General features: G+C 37.4%; 20 protein-coding genes and 2 pseudogenes. 7 read left to right on the plus strand and 15 right to left on the minus strand.

The features are described 5' to 3' along the window. On the minus strand, positions 1–380 hold a 380-nt coding region (locus tag C6H08_RS05260; RefSeq protein WP_158656814.1), incomplete at its 3' end, for a hypothetical protein. 413 nt (positions 381–793) lie between these two features. Next, positions 794–1921 (minus strand): alanine racemase, encoded by a 1128-nt coding sequence (gene alr, locus C6H08_RS05265; protein WP_034579274.1) that lies wholly within the window; start codon positions 1919–1921, stop codon positions 794–796. Positions 1922–2096: 175 nt separating this feature from the next. On the opposite strand from alr, the gene nikR reads away from it, so the two are divergent. Then, a complete protein-coding gene (nikR, locus tag C6H08_RS05270; protein ID WP_052092805.1) occupies positions 2097–2567 on the plus strand; it encodes a nickel-responsive transcriptional regulator NikR in 471 nt (156 codons plus the stop codon). A 220-nt stretch (positions 2568–2787) separates the two neighbouring features. Here the strand turns inward: nikR and C6H08_RS05275 are convergent, their stop codons facing one another. The 5 genes and pseudogenes from C6H08_RS05275 to petA all read right to left on the minus strand — a co-directional run bounded on the left by C6H08_RS05275 (position 2788) and on the right by petA (position 6815). Beyond that, on the minus strand, positions 2788–3513 hold the full coding sequence (locus C6H08_RS05275; RefSeq protein ID WP_034579276.1) for a non-canonical purine NTP pyrophosphatase: 726 nt from the start codon (positions 3511–3513) through the stop codon (positions 2788–2790). 498 nt (positions 3514–4011) lie between these two features. Next, positions 4012–4107, minus strand: a pseudogene (locus C6H08_RS12540) (cytochrome c1); the annotation flags it as partial. Between the two features lie 423 nt (positions 4108–4530). Then, positions 4531–5058, minus strand: a pseudogene (locus tag C6H08_RS12545) (c-type cytochrome); the annotation flags it as partial. Beyond that, positions 5058–6290 carry a cytochrome b gene (locus C6H08_RS05285; RefSeq protein ID WP_005217858.1) on the minus strand — a complete coding sequence of 411 codons (1233 nt, stop codon included), beginning with the start codon at positions 6288–6290 and terminating at the stop codon, positions 5058–5060. The pseudogene C6H08_RS12545 and the gene C6H08_RS05285, both read right to left, overlap by 1 nt. A 9-nt stretch (positions 6291–6299) precedes the next feature. After that, positions 6300–6815 carry a ubiquinol-cytochrome c reductase iron-sulfur subunit gene (gene petA, locus C6H08_RS05290; RefSeq protein ID WP_005217860.1) on the minus strand — a complete coding sequence of 172 codons (516 nt, stop codon included), beginning with the start codon at positions 6813–6815 and terminating at the stop codon, positions 6300–6302. A 197-nt stretch (positions 6816–7012) separates the two neighbouring features. Here petA and C6H08_RS05295 point away from each other — a divergent pair, with 197 nt between their 5' ends. Next, positions 7013–7774, plus strand: coding sequence for an NAD+ synthase (locus C6H08_RS05295; RefSeq protein ID WP_034563658.1), 762 nt, complete (start codon positions 7013–7015; stop codon positions 7772–7774). Positions 7775–7880: 106 nt separating this feature from the next. Here the strand turns inward: C6H08_RS05295 and C6H08_RS05300 are convergent, their stop codons facing one another. The 3 genes from C6H08_RS05300 to obgE all read right to left on the minus strand — a co-directional run bounded on the left by C6H08_RS05300 (position 7881) and on the right by obgE (position 10164). Further along, the gene (locus tag C6H08_RS05300; RefSeq protein WP_052092811.1) at positions 7881–8402 is read right to left on the minus strand and encodes a toxin-antitoxin system YwqK family antitoxin; all 522 of its coding nucleotides are present in this window, start codon (positions 8400–8402) and stop codon (positions 7881–7883) included. Further along, complete coding sequence (locus C6H08_RS05305; protein WP_034563660.1) at positions 8368–8688, minus strand: hypothetical protein; 321 nt, start codon at positions 8686–8688, stop codon at positions 8368–8370. The genes C6H08_RS05300 and C6H08_RS05305 overlap by 35 nt, the downstream gene beginning before the upstream one ends. 246 nt (positions 8689–8934) lie before the next feature. Further along, complete coding sequence (obgE, locus tag C6H08_RS05310) at positions 8935–10164, minus strand: GTPase ObgE (protein WP_034579279.1); 1230 nt, start codon at positions 10162–10164, stop codon at positions 8935–8937. A 546-nt stretch (positions 10165–10710) separates the two neighbouring features. On the opposite strand from obgE, the gene C6H08_RS05320 reads away from it, so the two are divergent. Genes C6H08_RS05320 through prpC form a run of 3 tightly spaced genes read left to right on the plus strand, consistent with a single transcriptional unit; the run spans position 10711 to position 14685 of the window. Further along, on the plus strand, positions 10711–12624 hold the full coding sequence (locus tag C6H08_RS05320) for a propionyl-CoA synthetase (protein ID WP_034563667.1): 1914 nt from the start codon (positions 10711–10713) through the stop codon (positions 12622–12624). Continuing rightward, positions 12621–13496 carry a methylisocitrate lyase gene (gene prpB / locus C6H08_RS05325; RefSeq protein ID WP_034563669.1) on the plus strand — a complete coding sequence of 292 codons (876 nt, stop codon included), beginning with the start codon at positions 12621–12623 and terminating at the stop codon, positions 13494–13496. The genes C6H08_RS05320 and prpB overlap by 4 nt, the downstream gene beginning before the upstream one ends. A gap of 34 nt (positions 13497–13530) precedes the next feature. After that, positions 13531–14685: a bifunctional 2-methylcitrate synthase/citrate synthase gene (gene prpC, locus C6H08_RS05330; protein WP_034580400.1), complete on the plus strand. Its 1155-nt coding sequence runs from the start codon at positions 13531–13533 to the stop codon at positions 14683–14685. Here prpC and C6H08_RS11265 read toward each other — a convergent pair. Then, positions 14669–14857 carry a hypothetical protein gene (locus tag C6H08_RS11265; RefSeq protein ID WP_034563674.1) on the minus strand — a complete coding sequence of 63 codons (189 nt, stop codon included), beginning with the start codon at positions 14855–14857 and terminating at the stop codon, positions 14669–14671. The genes prpC and C6H08_RS11265 overlap by 17 nt on opposite strands. Positions 14858–15108: 251 nt before the next feature. Between C6H08_RS11265 and prpD the strand changes: the two genes are divergently transcribed. After that, positions 15109–16563, plus strand: coding sequence for a 2-methylcitrate dehydratase (prpD, locus tag C6H08_RS05335; protein WP_034580398.1), 1455 nt, complete (start codon positions 15109–15111; stop codon positions 16561–16563). Positions 16564–16774: 211 nt separating this feature from the next. On the opposite strand, the gene C6H08_RS05340 is transcribed toward prpD, so the two are convergent. The 4 genes from C6H08_RS05340 to trpA all read right to left on the minus strand — a co-directional run bounded on the left by C6H08_RS05340 (position 16775) and on the right by trpA (position 20429). Further along, positions 16775–17545 carry an FkbM family methyltransferase gene (locus C6H08_RS05340; RefSeq protein ID WP_034563678.1) on the minus strand — a complete coding sequence of 257 codons (771 nt, stop codon included), beginning with the start codon at positions 17543–17545 and terminating at the stop codon, positions 16775–16777. Positions 17546–17854: 309 nt separating this feature from the next. Next, on the minus strand, positions 17855–18940 hold the full coding sequence (gene aroC, locus C6H08_RS05345) for a chorismate synthase (protein ID WP_034563680.1): 1086 nt from the start codon (positions 18938–18940) through the stop codon (positions 17855–17857). A gap of 19 nt (positions 18941–18959) precedes the next feature. Further along, complete coding sequence (locus C6H08_RS05350; RefSeq protein WP_034563682.1) at positions 18960–19514, minus strand: phosphatase PAP2 family protein; 555 nt, start codon at positions 19512–19514, stop codon at positions 18960–18962. A 144-nt stretch (positions 19515–19658) separates the two neighbouring features. Then, positions 19659–20429, minus strand: coding sequence for a tryptophan synthase subunit alpha (gene trpA / locus C6H08_RS05355; RefSeq protein WP_034580396.1), 771 nt, complete (start codon positions 20427–20429; stop codon positions 19659–19661). A gap of 255 nt (positions 20430–20684) precedes the next feature. Between trpA and hemE the strand changes: the two genes are divergently transcribed. After that, on the plus strand, positions 20685–21710 hold the full coding sequence (gene hemE, locus C6H08_RS05360) for a uroporphyrinogen decarboxylase (protein WP_034563684.1): 1026 nt from the start codon (positions 20685–20687) through the stop codon (positions 21708–21710). Positions 21711–21790: the final 80 nt, after the last annotated feature.

The raw sequence follows: 21790 nt of genomic DNA on the forward strand, positions 1-21790 counted from the left end.
CTAGAGTTAGCACCCATATACGTGGGGTTACCGTTTTCATCTCTACCAGCACCCCCAGCAACCAAACTACTAGCACCCAACTTATTTTCCCAATGACCTGCCTTATTTTGTTCCATATCATAATTTGCATATTTTGTATAATCTATCGTAGGGGGGGCTACTTCACCACTACCACCCCAAGCCTTATTAACACTTGCGGCTAATTGATTATTAGCTAACTCATATTTTTGCTGCTTTTCTAACTCTAAGTTAAAATTCTTTCTAGCTAAATCCATTTGCTCTTTCATCTGCTTATTTGCTTCTATGGTATTGTATATATCCATACCTAAACCAACAACGCTTGTAGCAGCTTGAACGGGTGCGGCAAATTTATTTGCCACATCTAAGCCTTTAGATAGCTTAGATACGTCATTGGCTTTGTTACCAGCTTTTACTAGAGAATTCCAAACTTTTTGAACACTTTTACCAATAGATTTATAATCTTTATTGTGTAGTTTTATATGCCTTTTAAGCACATAAAACCTAACTTTAAACATGAGTAATGTTTTTATGCATCCTTTTTTAGAATACATTCAAAAAAAATACACATAAGACGCAGACAAAAATGTGTTGGGTATATTATAAGGTATGCTTTGCATACAAATATTAACATGCATAATCTAACATCTATTCCCGCACACACTCAACAATCCAAACAGCATCAATGTTTATTTTGTAATATTTATTTTATTTACACAAACAACACATATTATTAATTAATCAATGCATGAGTTAATAAAGTAAATATCTTACACTACACATACACCCTTGCGACGCGTTTTGATACTGCACAGATAAGCTCATAATTAATCGTGCCTATGTGTGCGGCTAGCTCATCTACGCTAAGAATATTGCCAAAATCATCATAGCCAAACAACACAGCACAATCTCCCACTTTCACTTCTTCTATATCGCTCACATCAACCATGCATTGATCCATGCAGATATTACCTATAACCCTTGCTCTTTTACCGCGTATTAAAACTTCTGCTTTATTAGATAAAAGTCGCATATATCCATCAGCATAGCCCACTGGTAATGTAGCGATTTTAGTTTTCTTATGTGTGATAAAAGTGCCACCATAACTCACACATTCATTCGCATCAACCTCTTTGATATGCACGATATGCGCTCTAAAACTCATAACAGGTTTTAATTCTAAGCCTTGCATATCCACCGCAAAAGATGGCTTTAAACCATAGGCAATGATACCAAGTCTTACCATATCTAAATGCGTTTTACTCGCATTCATAATGCTTGCACTATTAGCACAATGTAGCAGTGTATCTTCATGCTTAGGAAGCAAAGATACAAAAGCACAAAATCGTTCATACTGCAGATTCAAATATCCCAAATCACAATCTGCACTCGCAAAATGCGTAAAGATACCGCGTATAAAAACATTTGAGAGTTTTGCTATCTCGTGGATTTCATTGAGACTTTTTGAATCGCATTGATAGCCAATTCGATTCATACCAGTATCAAGCTTGATATGTATTTTTGCTTGTTTATTCTGTCTTTTTGCACTTTTATTTAGCTCTCTTGCCATGTCTATATCATATACGCATAGCTCAATGTCATGCTTAATCGCCTCATCAACGACAGAAGGCGGCGTATATCCCAAGACTAGAATCTTAGCCTGTGTTAAATGCTCTCTTAGCTCCATTGCCTCATCAAAAGTGGCAACACCTACTTGATAGATTCCGTGTGTTAGGGCGAGTTTTCCCAACTTTAATGCACCATGCCCATACGCATCAGCCTTTAAGACTAGCATTAAATGCGTGCGTTGTGGCACATATTCGCGTATCAGCTTTAGATTATGTAGAAAATGGTCTGTATGAATATTTGCATAGACATAACGCTTTAAATCTTTATGTGCCATTGTGTTGCTTTCGTGGTTTGATAATATTTTGTAATTTTACTTAAAACTTTGCTAAGTGTTGTTAGCTTTTCATTTGTAATATAGCTATGAAATATTTAATTTATATAGAGTTTGCTATAATTATGCAAGTTTTTGAGTGATTTATAAACTAGATTCTAAATAAAATGAGATAGATATGCGACAGGTAAAGAGTGAAAAAACACAAGAAAATAAAGATTCAATTATTCGTTTTTCTGTGTCCTTGCCATTGGGGTTGCTTGATGAGCTTGATAATAAGATTACGCAGAATGGCTATACTTCGCGTTCTGAGCTTATCCGCGATATGATACGCGAAAAGCTAGTCGATGAAAAATGGGATAAAGGCGAGAGTGAGGGGACAAAAGAACATTTAGGCGTGTTGGTGCTGATTTATGATCATCATCAAAGGGGGCTAAATCAAAAAAAGAATGAAATAGAACATAATAATCATTTAGTGCAAATTATCTGCACAACGCATGTGCATGTCGATCATCATAATTGCCTTGAAACCATTATCCTTAAAGGTAAGAAAGAAGATATTGAAAAGCTGTGTATAGAGATTAGCGGACTACTTGGGGTTAAATTTGCAAAACTCACACGCACTGCAAGCTTTATGGAGCAAATGTAGTTTTTGTGTTGTGTATCTTTGTTTGCGATTCTGTATTTAAAGAGATAGCATATTATGGAGATATAGAAGTCTTGGAATAATAACATAAAACTAATCGAGATTCCATAAAGTTGTATTCCAGCATATCACAACCCATTGTTAAAATATGCAACTAGAATTCAGAAAATATACATTAGATTCCATAGCCTACTCTAAAGATTAAGACAAAACTTTTAATCTACTAAAAATATGCCAAAAATGCTTTTAATAAGGATTGTATAGCTTGTCCGCGGTGTGAAATCTCTATCTTTTGTTCTAATGATAGCGTGGCAAGTGAATGCTGTAATGATTCTAAGGCTGTTATTTTGTTGTCAGTGGGTAATGTAAAATCAAGCGATAGAATCTCATCTTGCGAGAAATCTCTATAAAACATAGAATCATATCCAAATCCATGCACTCCCATTTCTTTAATCGCTACAATGCCATGACATTGTCCACTAACAACATTTTGTATATTTTTTTGTTTTGCTTCATCATGGATAATGTAGGCAATGCTGCATTGAAAATAGGCTTTGCTACCCCAGATTCCATGCTCTTTTAATGCAGCTTTTAGGGCTTCTCTATTATCCGCATCACTTGAGTTTCCACATTCCGTATTGCCATTTTGCATATGTGCATATCGTGCAGAGAATATACCGGGCAACCCCTGCAGTGCTTCTACGCATAGTCCGCTATCATCAGCGATAACAATGTAGTGTTGGGGTATATTTGCATGTGTTTGCAGTATGTGATAGAGTGCTTCTGCTTTAATCATTGCGTTTGCTTCAAATGTCTCTCCGCACTCAATAGGATCAAAGTCTAATATACCCAAATCGTTTGGGGTTAGAATCTCTGTGTTTAAGGCATGTTTAAATTCTTGTTGTTTATGCTTATTATTTGTAGCTAAGATTATGTATGGGGTATTCATAAAAAGTGTTCCTTGCTAAGGCTACTATAGCCTTAGACTTAAGTGGGGATTAGTTGGATAGAATCTTAATTAGTGTAAGTCTCTCCAAATCTTGCTTTTCCACATATATGCAAGGGCTGAGAGCAATACAAAGAAGCCAATGATCCACAATCCAAGAGAATCTCTTTGAGCTTTTTTGCTATCGCCGATTGTCTCAAGGTAGTTTATAACTTGTGTTTCCGCCTCTTTTGTAAGACCTACTCTAGGCATTGCCTTACCTTGTGGCATTACACCCATATCTTTTGCCATATTTGTGTAATCTTCACTACTTTGCCATGAATCTTTCATAGAATTTTCAGGCAATTTAACACCATAATAAGCTGCATCTCTAGCATTTATCTCTTTGATTTTTGCTTTTCTGTCATTCTCACTTAAATCAGCAGGTAATGCAGCTTTCTCTTCATCTTGCTTATTTTTTACCAATTTATTAATAACTGCTTGTTGAATGTCAATCAAAGGCACTTTTTGCGGATTATTAATAAATGCGGCTAACTCTGTGCGACCTTTTGCCCTAATCATCATGGATAAATCAGGTGGTGTATTACCTAAATACGCCTTAATCATTTCAGAATCTGTTGCTGCATGAAGCCCTGCTTTATTAAAGCTAGATTCTAAAAGTGAAGCGTTAAGCACACTTAAAGCACCACCAAAGTCTTCAAAAGTCTTTGCATTAATAGCTTCATTGAGAGTACCATTTTCTTCATCAAGTTTCTCTGCACTTATATCTTTCTTTTCTTTTGCTTTAGCCATACCAAGCAGGGCATTCATAAACGCTTTATCTTCATCATTAAGAGATTCTATGAACTCTGCTTCTTCTTTGCCCTCGCCTTGTTTAATAAGAGATTCTATCTTTGCGTTATGGTTAGCAAAAAACATAGAATCATATTGATTCTTATCATACACAGCACTATGACATCTGCTACATGCTTCTACAAATACTTCTTTATCACTTAAACTTTTAGGTGCGATTGACTTAAGATAGGCTACGACATCAGCGATTTCAGAATCACTTATCGCACCATTAAACGCATTCATAGGATAAGATTCTTTGCCCTCATTAGATATGTCGCATTTCTCAAGTGCTTCATTCTCTAAGCCATCGCATGAAACTGCAAACTTAGATTCCAAGCGTGTAGCACGGACTGGGTCTTTAATAAAATGTGCTAGATAAGTAGAATCATAAATAAGCCCTGCATTTGATAAATCAGGGGGCAATACACCACCTTCACCTACTGGCTGCAAAGTCTTTGGATTTCTTATATTAAGATCTGCATCTGGTTGTGAATTAAGAGTATGACAGCTCGTACATTGTGCTGCAAATACACTTTTACCATTCTCAACATTACCATTTGCTACATCTATATTGCCAAGCTTTTCTAAATCTTTAAAAGCATAATCACTAGCCGCAGTAGGCGGATGCATTGCATGGTGTGCTAAAGGCTCAACGCCATAATACATAACGCCTATAATAAAGGCAACTATAATAAATATTTTAAACTCTCTCATTATTCACCGCCTTTTTTATTTTCTGCCATAGTTACCATAGGTAATACGATAAAAAGCAACACAAGGAAGCTAACAGAGGCAACTAAGCCAATGTATTTTGCATTACCATCTGGTGGTAACTTCCCATATACAGTAAGCACTATCAAGTCAATGATAAGTAAGATAAAGAATATAAGGAATCCGGGTCGCTTATGTGCAGGTTTTACAACATTACTTCTATCAAGCCAAGGAAGTAGCAAGAATACAACTTGTGCAATACCAAAGAATACTAAGCCAAGATTCGCACTAAAGAAGATCCCACGCAATACTTCATAACTCCATAAGAAATACCACTCTGGATAAATGTGGGCTGGTGTTGCCAACTGATTTGCACGCTCAAAGTTAATAGGATCCATAGCAAAATCAAAATGATAACAAGCTAGGGCAAAGAATAGAATCATAAATAGCGATATGATAAAAATATCCTTACATAAGAAATCAGGCCAAAAGCGGATAACTTTAGCTTCTTTCTTATTTCCTGCCATGTATTTTTCTGCTTCTGCTTCAAAGTCTATTTCTTCACCCTCTTGATTATTAACATGCGGTTTTCTTAACGCATAAAAGTGCATTGCAATAGCACCCATGATAACTACTGGCAATAAAAACACATGTAGCATAAAGAATCTTGTAAGTGTAGAATCTGCTACGACATAGTTACCACGCACCCATTCTACAACATCGCTACCAATTAAAGGGATACCACCAAAAAGATTTGTAATAACCGCAGCCGCCCAATAGCTCATCTGTCCCCATGGAAGCATATAACCACTAAACGCTTCAGCAGAAAAGATAACAAAAAGCACCATACCGCTAATCCAAATCATCTCACGACCATTCTTATAAGAGCCATAATAAATAGCCACAAACATGTGAATGTAAATAATCACAAATACCATACTAGCCGCAACAGCATGTATATGTCGCCATAGCCAGCCAAATGCAACTTCCTGCATAATCGTATAATTTACAGAATCATAGGCAAGATTCTCATCAGGCTTATAATACATAAGCAAGAAGATTCCACTTACAACAAGCAAGGTAAAAAGTGCAGTTAAAACCACACCCATAGCCCACAGCCAGTTAATATTTTTTGGAATCCAATATTTTGTCATCATTACTTCAATAAGCTTATTAGTCCCAAGTCTTTGGTCAAACCAATCAGCTAGATTTTTCGCTTTTTTTACTTGTGCCATACATTCTCCTTACGCATTACCTGAAGCTTTTAGCATTGCTTCATACTCTGTGCCACTCTCACCTAATATTAAAGTCGTATCGCCTTTAATCGCAAAAGGAGGAATGTCAAAAGGTCTAGGTGGTGGCGTCCCCTCGATATTCACACCATCACCTGTGAATTGTCCGCCATGGCATGGGCAATGAAAAAGATTCTCATTAGCTTTCCAGTTTGGAATACAGCCCAAATGCGTGCAAATCTTAATACCTATGCAATAATACTCACCAGCTAACTCAAAATCTCTAGCAGGTGAAATCTCATCGCCAGACTTCTTTTTCATAATATATACAGGCTTACCACGCCATTGTGTATCGCGTATCTCACCCTCTTGCATACCCGCAACATCAACGGTGGTAAAACCAGCTGAAACTACGCTAGGTAATGGATCCCAAGTTTTTTTCATAGCAACAAGTGCAGCGATAGCACCAGCACCAGCTACACCGCCAAGTGCCATGCCAAGAAAATCTCGCCTTTTCACATCAGCCATTATCTTCTCCTTCAAAGAAATAAACAAATCTCAAATTCTTGCCTTTGCGTAGAAAAAACGCAAAAAAACTCTAATATTCTAATAAAAAAACACTTAAAGCAATATTATATTCGCATACTTATTTGAGAAAAATTGTTAAAATGGCATATTTCTTAACTTAAAATCATTTTCGTTATTTATTGCAATAAAGGATTTGCATGCAAAAGCTTACACAAAAGACTCTAGATTCTATATTTACATTTTTACAAAATGAGGTTAAAAATCGTGGCTTTAAGCAAGTAGTTATTGGGCTTAGTGGTGGCATTGATAGTGCGGTTGTTACGCTTTTATGCCATAAGGCTTTGTGTGGTAATACTAAGGCTTTGCTTATGCCATCAACAAGTTCTAGCAAGGAAAGTATTGAAGATTCTATTCTTTTGTGTGAATCTTTTAAGATAGATTATGCTATTTTGCCAATTAAAGATTTTGATTCTATATTTTGTAATCTTTATAAGGATCACACACAGCTATCTCGTGGTAATTTCTGCTCTAGAATGCGTATGGCAACACTCTATCATATCGCACAAATGGAGCAAAGACTAGTCATAGGCACAAGCAATAAAACAGAGATTATGCTAGGCTATGGCACAATATTTGGCGACTTAGCATGTGCGATAAATCCTATAGGGAATCTCTATAAAACACAAATCTATATGTTAGCAAAACTCTTAGAGATTCCAAGGCAAATTATAGATAAAGCCCCAAGTGCTGACCTATATGCAGGGCAAACAGATGAAAATGAATTAGGATATAGCTATGATGAAATAGACCCATTTTTAGAATCTTATGAAAAAGCTAAGGGGGATATAACAAAGCTCACACAATATAATAAAGACATGATTACTTCTTTACATAAACGCATACAAAATAATGCTTTTAAACAAAACATGCCTATGATTTTTATGGATTTAAGATATTAAATATATGGCAGTTTTGTAGTATAAAAATGTTTAAATCATTTTGTTAGATTATCATCACAATTCATTCTCATATATAGCATATAAGTAGCTAAATGGATTGCAAGGTTTATTGACAAAGAGTGTACAAATTATCTATTTCACCTTTTTCAATGTCGTTTTTAACTTTTGTTAAATGCGAGTTTGTAAGGGCTTTACCGCTCATACATTTTCCATTTACAAGTTTTCCTTTTTGAGCGGTGATTTGCCATAAAAGTTTATTGTAACGATAATATTTTATAAGTCCATGTGGTTTGCCTTCTGCGTAATGCACTTCAGCTTCTATATTTCCATATTGATTATACCAAATTTGTGTTCCTTGTCGCATACCATTTTTGTAAAAAACCTCTGTTTTCAATAAACCATTTTCATGATACTTTTTACTGAATCCTTCCCATTGCTTACTATCTTTATACATCATTTCAGATGTTAATTGTCCGTTTTTATAGCTTTTTGTAACACCCTCTATTTCACCATCTTTATATGTTGTTTCAAACCTATAATTATCCCCAAAGGAATTCATTTCGCTTATTCCAACACCATTTATATTGCCGTTCTTATAAGGAATAATACTTCTTGATATACCTTTCATCAATGATTTCTATACACCCTTTAATTCTATCTTCATTGCTTTCACAGATTTTTGGTTCTTTCTCTGTGCTGGATTCATCATTTACAGAATCTTTTGTTTTACTGCTTTCATTTGAATCTGTAGATTCACTACCATCACACATTTCGCTAACACCTGCTTTACATGCGTAGTAGTCGCCATTGCTTGAATCATGTATTCTATAATAAAGTTTAGATAGAGTGTTACATGCTTCTTTGTTTCCATTATCACAAAGCTTTTTTAAAAGTGTTTCATATTTTCTAAACAACCATAATAATCACACCTTATCGCATCACTTGCTACATCAGCATAGCTAAATATAGCCAAACTTAAAAATATTACTACTTTTTTTCATATCAGCCCCTTAAAAATTAGAATCTTTTGAATCTTGTTACAGCAATATTGTTCGATAAGACTAAGGCAACAAGGTTCTACAAATAAATGGGAATTATACTATAAAATTTAGATTCTATTATGCCATATCTGCTTTACAACCCACACAAGATTACTAGCTTTACCCAATCCCCTGCAATGCAAAATAAAGCAAAGTTTTTAGAGATTCTAAATTACAATGTGTAGCACTTGATATAGGCAGAATGAAAAGTGGGGGTTTTGGTGCTGAGTTGTCTTTGCCTTTTTCATTATTGATAAAATTTTCTTCTTTGCTTATATCATCTTTTATAGAATCCATAGAGATTCCATTCTCTATAAAGTCAAGCAGTGGTTGTGAAATATAGGCTTTTGTTTGCAATTGCAAGTTTTCATATTGTTTAAAAGAAAAGTCGCAAAAACTCTCATATAGCTCTACATCGCTTTTTGTAAAGGCTATCGCATAAGGGCGATTTGCAAGTTTTGGAGCGTAACATAAAAGCTCGTTGTAAAGCACACTAAATTGATTCAGCAAAGCCTTATGTGCTAAGTCCTGTGTGGCAAATAAAGATTCTATATCAGAATCTTGTGGCAATGGTGTATCAATATGTTGTGTTATATTCATAGTAGAATATGAAGAATCAAGCATAAATAGTAATAGCTTTGTGCGTTCTATATGTTGTAAAAATTGTAAGCCAAGCCCTTTACCTGTGCTAGCCCCCTGTATTAAGCCCGGAATATCAGCGATAACAAATGAATGCAAGTCATCAATATCCACTACACCTAGATTTGGGATAAGCGTAGTAAAGGCATAATCAGCGATTTTTGGTCGTGCATTTGTGATTGTGGAAATAAGGCTTGATTTGCCAACATTTGGGAATCCAACAAGGGCTATATCAGCGATTAATTTTAGTTCTAAACGCACCTGCAAGGATACGCCCGGTAGTCCTTTTTGTGCATAAGTTGGGCGTTGATTACTCGCATTTTTAAAGTGCGTATTGCCAAGCCCACCTTTACCGCCACTAAGTAATTTTACTTTCTCTCCATCTATGAGTAAATCAAGCAGTATTTCATTATTTTCTTCATTAATTATTTGTGTGCCGGGTGGGACTTTAATGACTATGTCTTTACCCTTTTTTCCATTGCAATTTTTACCCATACCGGGCATTCCATTCCCAGCTAAAAACTTTTTGTGTCCGCGAAATTTTGCAAGTGTAGTTGTGTTTTTATCCACTAAAAAATACACATCACCACCGCGACCACCATCGCCACCATCAGGACCGCCTTGAATGACAAATTTTTCTCTTCTAAAGCTAACCGCACCAGCCCCACCATGTCCAGATCCAATAAAAATTGATACACTATCAACAAACATAAGTATTCCTTTTTCTATATTGTTACAATATGTTACTATAAAATTTTACCTTTTATCACATAAAATTATATCTATTTTATATGTATCATTTGTAATAGCAAATAAGGTTGTAGTGGTAATTTATCGCAATTTTCTTACAATATCTCTCATGGATAATTTTTAGCAAATAAAAAATTTTATACAAAATAAAAAGCAATTATTGACAAAAATGTTAAAAATTAGATAGACTAGGAAAAGGCATAAAAAAGCAATAAAGTTATAAAAGTAGGAATACAAAGGACAAATATGTGTTGCATTTGTGTTTTAGATAGCATTTTTTGTAAAAAAATATTCAATGCTTTAAATAGAGATTCTAACTTTAACTCACTTTATATTATAAAAATTTGTATCATAACTTTTTTATTACAAAATTCTTTCTCCCAAAATAAATTTTCTGTTAATCACCATTTTTCTTTACATAAAATATTTTTATTTGCTAAGAATCGGTTTGTAATCATGCTATCAAATTTGCGTAAAAACCTTTCATCTTACTTAAAGGAGATATAGATGTCAGTATATGAAGAAGTGTATAAACAATCCATTGAAAATCCAGAATCTTTCTGGGCGGAAGCCGCTAAGAAAGTGCATTGGTATCACGAATGGGATAAGGTGCTTGATGTAGTAAATGATCATTATCGCTGGTTTGTTGGCGGGTGTATGAATACCTGCTACAATGCCCTTGATTTACATATAGAAAATGGCAGAGGCGATCAAGTGGCATTGCATTATGACTCACCTGTAACCAATACAAAAAAGTCCTACACTTATAAAGAGCTACGCAAAAGAGTGGCAAAAACCGCTGGAATCTTAGTCAATAAAGGCGTGGTAAAAGGCGATAGAGTGCTTATCTATATGCCTATGATCCCAGAAGCAGTGATTGCAATGCTTGCTTGTGCTAGGATTGGGGCGATCCATAGTGTGGTCTTTGGTGGATTTGCCGCACACGAGTTAGCCGCTAGGATTGAAGATGCAAAGCCTAGAGTTATTATGAGTGCATCTTGTGGGATAGAAGTTTCTCGCGTGATTAAGTATAAGCCAACACTTGATGAGGCGATAAAAAGCTCTAGTCATAAGCCTACCACTTGTCTTATTTGGCAACGCCCACAAGAGAGGGCTAATATGCTGCCTTGGCGTGATGTGGATTGGGAGAGTGAAGAGGAAAAAACAGAACCAGTAGAGTGTGTGCCTGTTGATGCCACTGATCCGCTTTATGTGCTTTATACTTCTGGGACTACTGGTAAGCCAAAGGGTGTTATCCGCAGTAATGGTGGGCATTCTGTGGCGATGAAGTGGTCTATGGATAATATCTACAACGCAAAGCCCGGTGATGTCTTTTGGGCGGCAAGTGATGTAGGCTGGGTTGTGGGGCATAGCTATATTGTCTATGGCACTTTGATGAATGGCTGCACGACTATTGTATATGAAGGGAAACCGGTTAAAACGCCAAATCCGGGAGCATTCTGGCGAGTGGTGCAAGAATATAAAGTCAATATTTTGTTCTCCGCACCAACGGCATTTAGAGCGATTAAAAAAGAAGATTCTAAAGGCGAATGGCTAAAAAAGTATGATATTAGCTCACTTATAGCGGTATTTGTCGCTGGGGAGCGGTGCGATAGTGATACGCTAAAATGGATTGAAAAGCTGACGCAAAAGCCTGTAATAGATCACTGGTGGCAGACAGAAACCGGCTGGGCGATAGCGGCAAATCCGCTAGGACTAGAGCAAATGCCTGTAAAACACGGATCTCCTACAAAGCCTATGCCCGGATTTAACTTAAAAGTGCTAGATGATGAAGGTAAGGAGTGCAAAGCCGGTAAGCTAGGCAATCTTGTGATTAAACTGCCCCTGCCCCCTGCGTGCCTAATGGGAATCTGGGGCGATGATACAAGATATAAAAACTCCTATCTTAATCACTATCCGGGCTATTATCTCACCGGTGATAGCGGCTATATTGACAAAGATGGCTATGTGTTTGTAATGGGGCGAATGGATGGGGTTATCAATGTCGCAGGGCATAGGCTCTCAACTGGCGGTATGGAAGAAGCCATTGCTAAGCACCCAGATATTGCGGAATGTGCGGTAATTGGTGTAAATGATGAGCTAAAGGGCGAAATTCCACTTGCCTTTGTCGTGCTAAAAGATGGGCTAGAGAGAGATACACAAAGCTTGTGCGAAGGCATTGTGCAGCTTGTGCGAGAAGAGATTGGTGCGGTGGCTTCACTGCATATTGTAGCAGTGGTAGCACGACTGCCAAAAACTAGAAGTGGTAAAATCCTGCGCGGCACAATGCGTGATATTGCCGATGGCAATGAATGGAAAATGCCTAGCACGATTGAAGATTCTAGTGTGCTACCAGAGATTGAGAAAGCATTGGCAAATCTTGGCTACCCAAAATCTAAAACCATAAAGGAGGCAAAATGAAAACAGCAGGACAGAAATTTAGAGAAGCATTAAAGGAAAATAATCCTTTGCAAATCATAGGCGTGATTAACGCCTACTCTGCTATACAAGCACAAAAAAGCGGTGCAAAGGCTTTGTATCTAAGTGGCGGAGCATTAGCGGCGATGAGCTTAGGGGTGCCTGATCTTGGCATTAGCTCATTAGAAGATGTGTGTATTGATGTGCGTAGAATCACGGCAGTGAGTGATTTGCCCTTGCTTGTAGATGCGGACACTGGCTGGGGTGGGGCGTTTAATATCGCTAGGACGATTAAAGACTTAACACGAAGTGGAGCAGCAGGCTGCCACATAGAAGATCAAGTCGCACAAAAACGCTGCGGACACCGCCCAAATAAAGAGCTTGTCAGCAAAGAAGAGATGTGTGATAGGATAAAAGCGGCAATGGATGCAAAGCTAGATTCTAGCTTTGTGGTAATGGCAAGGACTGATGCGCACGCAAGTGAGGGGCAACAAGCCGCAATTGATAGGGCGTTAGCCTATGTGGAAGCAGGGGCGGATATGATCTTTGCTGAAGCAATCCATACGCTAGAGGAGTATAAGCAATTTACTGAAGTGATAAAAGTGCCAGTTCTTGCAAATATCACAGAGTTTGGCAAAACGCCTTATTTCACGCGTGATGAGTTAGCAAATGTGGGCATCTCTATGGTGCTTTACCCACTCTCAGCAGCAAGGGCTATGAATAAGGCGGCTTTAGCGGTGTTTAAAGACATTATTAACAATGGCTCACAGAAAAATAGCATAGATTCTATGCAAACACGAGATGAACTCTATGAAATGCTTGGCTACCACGAGTATGAGCAAAAGCTAGATACGCTTTTTAAAAGCAAAAAATAATCTACAAAAGATACTTTAATAGAAAGGAGCAACAATGGCAGCACCAACGGAAAAAGTAGCAAAAAAAGTCGGCGGACTAGCAGGGATAAGTGCGGGAGAATCCGCGATTTGCACTTGTGGCACAGGACACGGGCTAAATTACAGAGGATATGATATTTATGATTTAGCCGAGCATTGTGAGTTTGAGGAAGTGGCATACTTGCTATTAAAAGAAAAGCTACCAAATAAGGCAGAGCTAGAATCTTTTAAAAAAGAGCTAATCGCTGCTAGGAGCTTACCAAAAGAGCTAAAAGAAGTGCTAAAACTTTTGCCAAAAGATGCACACCCTATGGATATTATGCGGACAGCTTGTTCTACGCTTGGTTGTTTGGAGAGAGAAGAATATGATGTATTTAAAGCATCTTTTCCAAATCAGCAGAGAATTGGCACAAGGCTTTTAGGGATTTTCCCAAGTGTGCTGACTTTCTGGCATCATTATCACACAAGCGGTAAAGAAATAAGCACAGAATCTAAGCAAGATTCTATCGCTGGGTATTTTCTAGAATCCTTGCACCAAAAAGAGCCAAAAGAGCTATGGGTAAAGGCTATGCACGCTAGTCTCATTCTCTATGCAGAACACGAGTTTAACGCTTCTACATTTACCGCAAGGGTGATTACTGCGACAATGTCTGATGTGTATGCGGGAATCACAGGGGCGATTGGGGCGTTAAGGGGACCACTACACGGCGGTGCGAATGAAGCAGCAATGGAGCTTATTTCTGAATTTAATACACCAGAGCAAGCAATGCAGGGAATCCTAGACAAACTTGCTAGAAAAGATAAGATTATGGGCTTTGGACATCGCGTATATGTGGAGAAAGACCCGCGAAATGTGGTGATTAAGGCGTGGAGTAAAAGATTGAGTGATGATGTGAAAGACACAAAGGGGCTATATCAAATCAGTGAAGCCATAGAAAAGGTAATGTGGGATCAAAAGAAGCTTTTTCCTAATCTTGATTTTTATAGTGCAAGCACATATCATTTCATGGGGATTCCCACGTCGTATTTCACGCCGATTTTTATCTTTTCACGCACGGCAGGGTGGCTGGCACATATCTTTGAGCAAAGGGGGAATAATAAGCTAATCCGTCCGAGTTCGGAATATATAGGACCGGAGAATAAGGCGTTTATCCCTATGGATAAGCGTTAATCTTTTGCGCGTTGTCTTTGCGGTTAAAATCGTGGATTCTGCACTCAAAAGCTTCGGCACTACCGCTTAGGTAGCTTCTCGCTTTTTCATTTGAAAACCACGATTTTTCCTCGCAAATACTTCCGCTTAGGCGGCGTGTGGGCGTGTTAGCTTTTATGCAACCCTGCCACACAAATGGTGGCTTGAGTTTAAATATTTAGCTTGGCAATCAGCGGCGGTGAATCTGGAATCTAGATTCTATAACTTTACAAATTTATGTAGATTTGTAAAACACAAATTCTAGCCATTGCTTGTTATTTTGTGAGTTTTTAGGGATTTTTAAGGTAGGAGTTACCTTAAGGGTAATGACTATCTTAAAAATCCCTAAATCTTGCAAATGGATAGACAAGGGTGAATTTTCTATTTTACTACAAGGAGAACACAATGAGTGCTGATATGGGAACATTGGATACCAAACGACCAGAATTTGATGAGTTGCTAACAAAAATTGCGCGCTATGCGTTGGAGTATAAGATTAACTCCCCTTTAGCGTATGAGACGGCGAGATACTGCCTTATGGATACCATAGGTTGCGGACTTTTGGCATTAAACTTTCCAGCTTGCACTAAGCTTCTAGGACCTGTTGTAGAAGGCGCGGAGTTTCGCCCTTTGGGAGCAAAGATCCCGGGGACTAGCTATCAGCTAGAGCCAGAGAGAGCGGCGTTTAATGTGGGAGCTATGGTTAGATGGCTTGATTTTAATGACACTTGGTTAGCCGCAGAGTGGGGACACCCAAGCGATAATCTAGGGGCGATTTGGGCGGTAGCTGACTATCTAAGCCGCAAAAATATCGCAGAAGGCAAAGAGCCTTTGAAAGTCAAAGATGTGCTAAGTGCGATGATTAAAGCACACGAGATTCAAGGCGTGTTGGCGTTAGAAAACTGCTTTAACAAAGTGGGGCTAGACCATGTGCTGCTTGTTAGAATCGCTTCTACTGCTGTGGCGTGTGCTATGCTTGGTGGGAGCTTTGAAGAAGTGCGAAACGCAGTAAGCCACGCTTTCATTGATGGCGGGGCGTTACGGACATATCGCCACGCACCAAATACAGGCTCACGCAAAAGCTGGGCAGCAGGGGATGCAAGCTCAAGGGGTGTAAATCTAGCCTTGAAAGCAATAAGTGGCGAAATGGGCTATCCAAGTGCGCTAAGCGCGGAGTTTTGGGGATTTGAAGATGTGAAAATGAGAGGCAAAAAGCTCACTATCCCGCAAGAATTTGGCAGCTATGTGATGGAAAATGTGCTGTTTAAAATCAGCTTCCCAGCGGAGTTCCACGCGCAAACTGCCGTAGAATGTGCCTTGAAACTGCATAATGAAGTAAAAGACAGGCTAGATTCTATTGAAAAGATTGTGATTACCACGCAAGAATCTGGACACAGAATCATCAACAAAGTCGGCGAGCTTGCAAACCCAGCTGATAGAGACCACTGCATTCAATATATGGTGGCTGTGCCGCTTGTGTTTGGACGACTAACCGCTGAAGATTATGAAGACTCTGTGGCGAGTGATAAACGCATTGACGCCTTGCGTGATAAAATGGTAGTAGAAGTAGATGACCGATATACACGCGAGTATTTAGAAGCAGATAAACGCTCCATCGCTAATGCGGTGCAGATTTTCTACAAAGATGGTAGCAAGAGCGAAAAGGTAGAAGTGGAGTATCCTATCGGGCATAAACGCAGAAGGGCTGAAGGAATCCCTGTGCTTGTGGCGAAGTTTGAACGCAATATCGCCCTAAAACTTAGCCCCAAAAAATGCGAGCAGATTAAGGCAGTTTGTGAAAATCAAGCCAAGCTAGAATCTATGGCGTTTAATGAATTTAGTGATTTATTTGCGTTGTAGTTTTTAGCTGAAGTTAATAGCTAGATTCTAAATCCACTTTAATGAAATAGAATCTAAGTGGCAGGACAATAGAATCTCATATATTTTAAGAAGATTTTATTGCTTGTAAAAACTTTCCGTATCTAGTTTTTATAGTTTAGAATCTTAAAAGCTTTAATTAGTCTATTTTTGCCATGAAGGCAAAACATAAGAAAATACTAAAAACACAGAATCAAATCCAATCTAAAAACACATTTTTTGCGGATTTTTCTTCTATGCTTTGTTTAAGTTTTGCTAGTTTTTCTTCCCCATCACTAAAGAATCTCTCGTGCGTCTCACAAGCAATATAGCCTATATGTTTATGCAAGTCTTGTCCTAGTAAAGATTCCATAATGTCAAATTCACTTCCCTCCACATCAAGCTTTAAAAAACTTATCTTGTTGTGCTTTGGCAGGATATGCTCTTTAATATATTGACTTAAGTCAATGACTTCTACTTCATAGGATTTTTGCGTATGATTCACGCTTTCTACAATGCGATTTCCCTGCGATAACTCACCATATTCATCAATCAAAAATTGTGTTTGGTAATTTCTATTTGAAACCGCTTGATTATGTAATATCACATTTGGATTATCCCTATATTTGTTCTGTAAAAAAGCAAAAAGATATTTGTTTGGCTCAAAGACATACACAATCGCACCGCAATGCAGGGCAACATCTGTAAATACACCAATATGCCCACCACAATCAATGCAAATTTCCCTTTGTGCTATTCCATCGTTGCTGTAAGCATTGCCATACACATACATTTGATGAAAAATCTCCCAGTAATGCCTTGGCATATAGGCATTATGCATCATAGCATCAAGCTTTCCTAAACCATTTGGATCAGCTAAGGCACGCAAGATAAGCTCACTATAATCTTTGTTAAAGTCTATTAACTTCAAAATATCTTTTTTGCGTGCAGGCTTGTTGCGTTTGAGTGTATCTAAAAAACCCATAATAAAAACTCCTAAATTCAAAATTGCGTGATAATACAAAAAAAAAAAAACGATTTATTAACAAGAATGAATATTGTAAAAAATTATTAATTATGAAAATATGATTGCATATATGAGAAGCAAAATGAGTAAAAAATACATAAATTAAGACAAATAATTACAACATATAAAATTTTATAAATAAATATTCAAAGAATGCTTATAAAGGATTTAAATTAGGTGCAACAACATAGCATAAAGAGAGATATTTACATTGTGTTCTATCAGCATATAAGGTATGTATTTTGTGAAATAGTAGTCCAGACTAACTCACCCATAAATCTTTTTAAGATTCTCTAGCTTTGCACCCATATTAAGTAGCAACATATCAGCTAAGACAAGGGCAACAATACTCTCACACACTACACTACCCCTTACACCAACGCATGGGTCATGTCTGCCTTGCAACTTTATATCTACTTCATTATTGTGTATATCTATTGTTTTTTGCGCACAAAATATGCTAGGCGTGGGCTTGAAATGCACTTTAATGATAATGTCATTCCCATTTGAGATACCACCTAAAATCCCACCAGCATTATTACTCATAAAACCATTTTTATCCATATAGTCATTATTTTGAGAGCCATACATCTTTGTAGATTCTATGCCGCTGCCTATCTCTACTGCTTTTACCGCATTAAGCCCCATAAGATCCCTTGCAAGTATAGAATCAAGCTTATAGGAAAGCGGCTCTCCTAGTCCAATAGGCACATTAAAAACAGAGATTAAAGCACTTGCACCCACACTATCACCCTTTGCTTTTGCACTCAAAATCTCTTCTTGCATGGCTTCTTCTTTACTTTTATCAAGGGCGAATATAGCACTCTCTCTAGCATTCATAAAATCATCTCGACTAAAATTCTTCTTAGCCGTGCCTATGTTACCTACATGCGTAATACCACTTAGAATCTCAATATTAAACTCCCTTAAAAGCAGCTTTGCCAAACCACCAGCAAGCACTCGCGCTACACTCTCTCTAGCACTACTTCTGCCACCACCACGATAATCTCTAAATCCATACTTATGATAATAAGTAAAGTCCGCATGAGATGGGCGAAACACATCTTTAATCTTTGTGTAATCCTTGCTACGCACATTCATATTGGGGATAAAAAAGCCAATGGGAGTCCCTGTGCTTCTGCCCTCAAACACACCGCTTAGAATCTGAAAAGCATCATCTTCTTTTCTTGGTGTTGCAAATTTAGAGCCACCTTTTCTTCTTGCGAGTTCAGATTCTAAAAACGCATAATCAATAGTTATGCCAGATGGCATACCACTCACAATGCCACCAATACCCTCGCCATGACTCTCCCCAAAAGAGCTAAATTGAAATAAAATACCATTAGAATCCATAACTTTCCTTATATATTAATTACGCATTGCGAAAATATGGAATCTTTTGCAATACAACAAGAACGCTATAAGTGATAACTAAGCTAAAAATCCCACCAGCAATTACTTGTATAGTCGTATGCCATAATGTCAGCACCCTTGATGGTGGCACTAAGATAGCAAGCAGGGCTAAAAATATAATCCATCTTTTAGTATAAAAACGCAATGCAAATCCCACCGCAATAAATGCAGCAGCAGTATGTCCGCTTGGAAAACCATTATAATCATATATGCTAGGTGTCCCATTAAATGCGTATGGGCGAAGTGATATTGAAGCATAATCTGTATTATGAGATGCCAACTGCATAAACCCAAATTTTATCGCATAAACAACGCCAACAACAAAGGCAGCTGCAATAGATAGCATAATCACGCGTTTTATATTTTTTTCATACACTAAAATAATAATGCCTAAATAAAGTGCTAAAAATTGAAACACATCGCCATACAACTCCACATCATACACAAATAGCACACATGCTACAACTAGCACAATAAACATAAATTTGAGTTCATTATTTTTCTTTTCTGTCATTTCATATCCATTTTGTAGAAATTTGCATATTGTATGCTATTTGCGTAAATTGTATAGTAACTGCTGATTTAGCAACTTCAAATTCAAATAATTCATTTTTATTCTTCATCGTGCGGTGAAGATGCACTGCATAAAGGGATAGAACTACTCACACGCTAAAAGCTTTTGCGTGGAATCTTGTAAAATCTCCAAAAGATTCTCGCTATCTTGATTCTTATTAATAATATCAACAAAATAACTCCCCGCAACAACACCATAAACTTTATGTTGCAATAAGGTAAGCTGACTTGCATGATTAATACCGAAACCAACCATAATTGATTTTTCTTCTAATGCACAGATTTCAGCCACATCTTCTATATACTCAAGAACTTCCCTATTAATGAGTGTTTGACCCCCTGTTAATCCATTGCGTGCAATGACATAAAGAAATGGCGCGAGTGTTTGACTTGCGATTTCTCTCACACGCTTTTGTGATGTAAGCGGAGCGATTAACTCAATAAAATATATGTTGTGTTCCCTGCATAACTCCCTCATGCCAAAATCTTCTTCACCAAAACCAAAATCTGGGATAATAACACCATAAGCACCACATTTTACAAGATCACTCACAAAATCTTTTACTCCATACTGCAATACAATATTTGCATAAGTCATTGCAAGTATGTGCTTTGAAGTATTTTTCACAAGTGTATCAATAATGGTAAATCCATGCTGAGGGATAAATCCATGACGCAAACTATAATCACTCGCACTTTGTATTAATACGCCATCTGCATTGCCATCAGAAAATGGAAACTGCACTTCCAAATATGTTGCACCTCCCCGCAAAATCCCCGTCGCCGCACGAATACACGAATGTGTGTCAGGGTATCCAGCGATAACATGCCCCATAAGTTCTAATTTTTGATTCACCTTGTTTCTCCAAGATTTTGTAAAATATCCGCGTATTATAGCAAATATTTTTGTATTTGTTACGATGTATTATCTATAGTGTGCTTGCATTGAGATTTTTATCAATACTAGCAAATAGGTAAAGAATCCGATCGCTACTTAAGAGATATTTTATGAAGATTCTGATTAATTGCTTGAAAAACAATGCCTATTATATTAACCGCCTACACATATTCACACACTACAATATCCTAAATGCTATACTAAGGATTCTAAATGATTTTTATTGACGCATGTTTGAGAAAAAAAACGCCCTATACGCCCATATGGATGATGAGACAAGCAGGACGCTATTTAGATGAATACAAAGCGACAAGAAAGAGGGCTAAAAATTTTATTGATTTATGTCAAAGAGTGGATTTAGCCACAGAGGTTACACTGCAACCTATCGATATTTTAGATGTGGATGCGGCGATTTTATTCAGCGATATTTTAGTCATTCCTTATGAGATGGGGCTTCCTTTAGAGTTTAAAGAGGGGTTTGGACCACAATTTTTACAAACAATTACTGATGAAGAGAGTTTAGGTATGCTAAAGTCAAACGCACATACTAGACTTTCTTATGTGTATGAATGCGTAGATTCTGTGCGAAAAAGATTATCAAAAGATAAAGCATTGATTGGCTTTAGTGGAGCGCCATGGACCCTTGCTACATATATGATAGAGGGACATGGCAGTAAAAGCTATGAAAAAAGTAAAAAAATGTTGTATCAAAATCCAAAGCTCTTACATGCTTTATTGCAAAAACTCACAGAAGAGATAAAGCAATATCTGAGTATGCAAATAAAAGCAGGGGCAAATGCAGTTATGCTTTTTGACTCATGGGCGAATGCGTTAGAAAAAAGTAAGTATTTAGAGTTTGGTTGGTTTTATTTGCAGGATATTGCAAATTATCTTAAGGCTACATTTCCACAGATTCCACTCATCGCATTTCCTCGCGGTGTTGGTGCATTTTTAGAATCTCTTCACGGCAAGTTTGATGTATTAGGCATTGACTGGCAGATTGATATGAAAGAAGCAAAAGAAAAGGCGGGTGATCGCTTTGTATTGCAAGGTAATCTTGAACCCGCAAGGCTTTATGACTATTCTTCTATGAAAGAGGGGGTTATCTCTATCCTTGAAGTTATGCGTAATTCTGGGCATATCTTTAACCTTGGACATGGCATGATTAAAGACTTACCGCGTGAGAATGCTATATCTTTAGTGAAGCTTGTAAGAGAACTATCGAGTAAATATGCTTGATGAAGATCCTATGATAGAGAGTTTTTGAGAAAAAGCTTTATATGTGAAAGTTTTACAAAAAGAATCTAAAATCATCATTC

The organism is Helicobacter bilis, from assembly GCF_900198365.1.
GTDB lineage: Bacteria > Campylobacterota > Campylobacteria > Campylobacterales > Helicobacteraceae > Helicobacter_A > Helicobacter_A bilis_B.

Excerpts from the sequence above, each read along its gene's own strand:
- alr (WP_034579274.1), bottom strand. The coding sequence starts at position 1,921 with ATGGCACATAAAGATTTAAAGCGTTATGTCTATGCAAATATTCATACA.
- nikR (WP_052092805.1), top strand. The coding sequence starts at position 2,097 with ATGCGACAGGTAAAGAGTGAAAAAACACAAGAAAATAAAGATTCAATT.
- C6H08_RS05275 (WP_034579276.1), bottom strand. The coding sequence starts at position 3,513 with ATGAATACCCCATACATAATCTTAGCTACAAATAATAAGCATAAACAA.
- C6H08_RS05285 (WP_005217858.1), bottom strand. The coding sequence starts at position 6,290 with ATGGCACAAGTAAAAAAAGCGAAAAATCTAGCTGATTGGTTTGACCAA.
- petA (WP_005217860.1), bottom strand. The coding sequence starts at position 6,815 with ATGGCTGATGTGAAAAGGCGAGATTTTCTTGGCATGGCACTTGGCGGT.
- C6H08_RS05295 (WP_034563658.1), top strand. The coding sequence starts at position 7,013 with ATGCAAAAGCTTACACAAAAGACTCTAGATTCTATATTTACATTTTTA.
- C6H08_RS05300 (WP_052092811.1), bottom strand. The coding sequence starts at position 8,402 with ATGAAAGGTATATCAAGAAGTATTATTCCTTATAAGAACGGCAATATA.
- obgE (WP_034579279.1), bottom strand. The coding sequence starts at position 10,164 with ATGTTTGTTGATAGTGTATCAATTTTTATTGGATCTGGACATGGTGGG.
- C6H08_RS05320 (WP_034563667.1), top strand. The coding sequence starts at position 10,711 with ATGTCAGTATATGAAGAAGTGTATAAACAATCCATTGAAAATCCAGAA.
- prpB (WP_034563669.1), top strand. The coding sequence starts at position 12,621 with ATGAAAACAGCAGGACAGAAATTTAGAGAAGCATTAAAGGAAAATAAT.
- prpC (WP_034580400.1), top strand. The coding sequence starts at position 13,531 with ATGGCAGCACCAACGGAAAAAGTAGCAAAAAAAGTCGGCGGACTAGCA.
- prpD (WP_034580398.1), top strand. The coding sequence starts at position 15,109 with ATGAGTGCTGATATGGGAACATTGGATACCAAACGACCAGAATTTGAT.
- C6H08_RS05340 (WP_034563678.1), bottom strand. The coding sequence starts at position 17,545 with ATGGGTTTTTTAGATACACTCAAACGCAACAAGCCTGCACGCAAAAAA.
- aroC (WP_034563680.1), bottom strand. The coding sequence starts at position 18,940 with ATGGATTCTAATGGTATTTTATTTCAATTTAGCTCTTTTGGGGAGAGT.
- C6H08_RS05350 (WP_034563682.1), bottom strand. The coding sequence starts at position 19,514 with ATGACAGAAAAGAAAAATAATGAACTCAAATTTATGTTTATTGTGCTA.
- hemE (WP_034563684.1), top strand. The coding sequence starts at position 20,685 with ATGATTTTTATTGACGCATGTTTGAGAAAAAAAACGCCCTATACGCCC.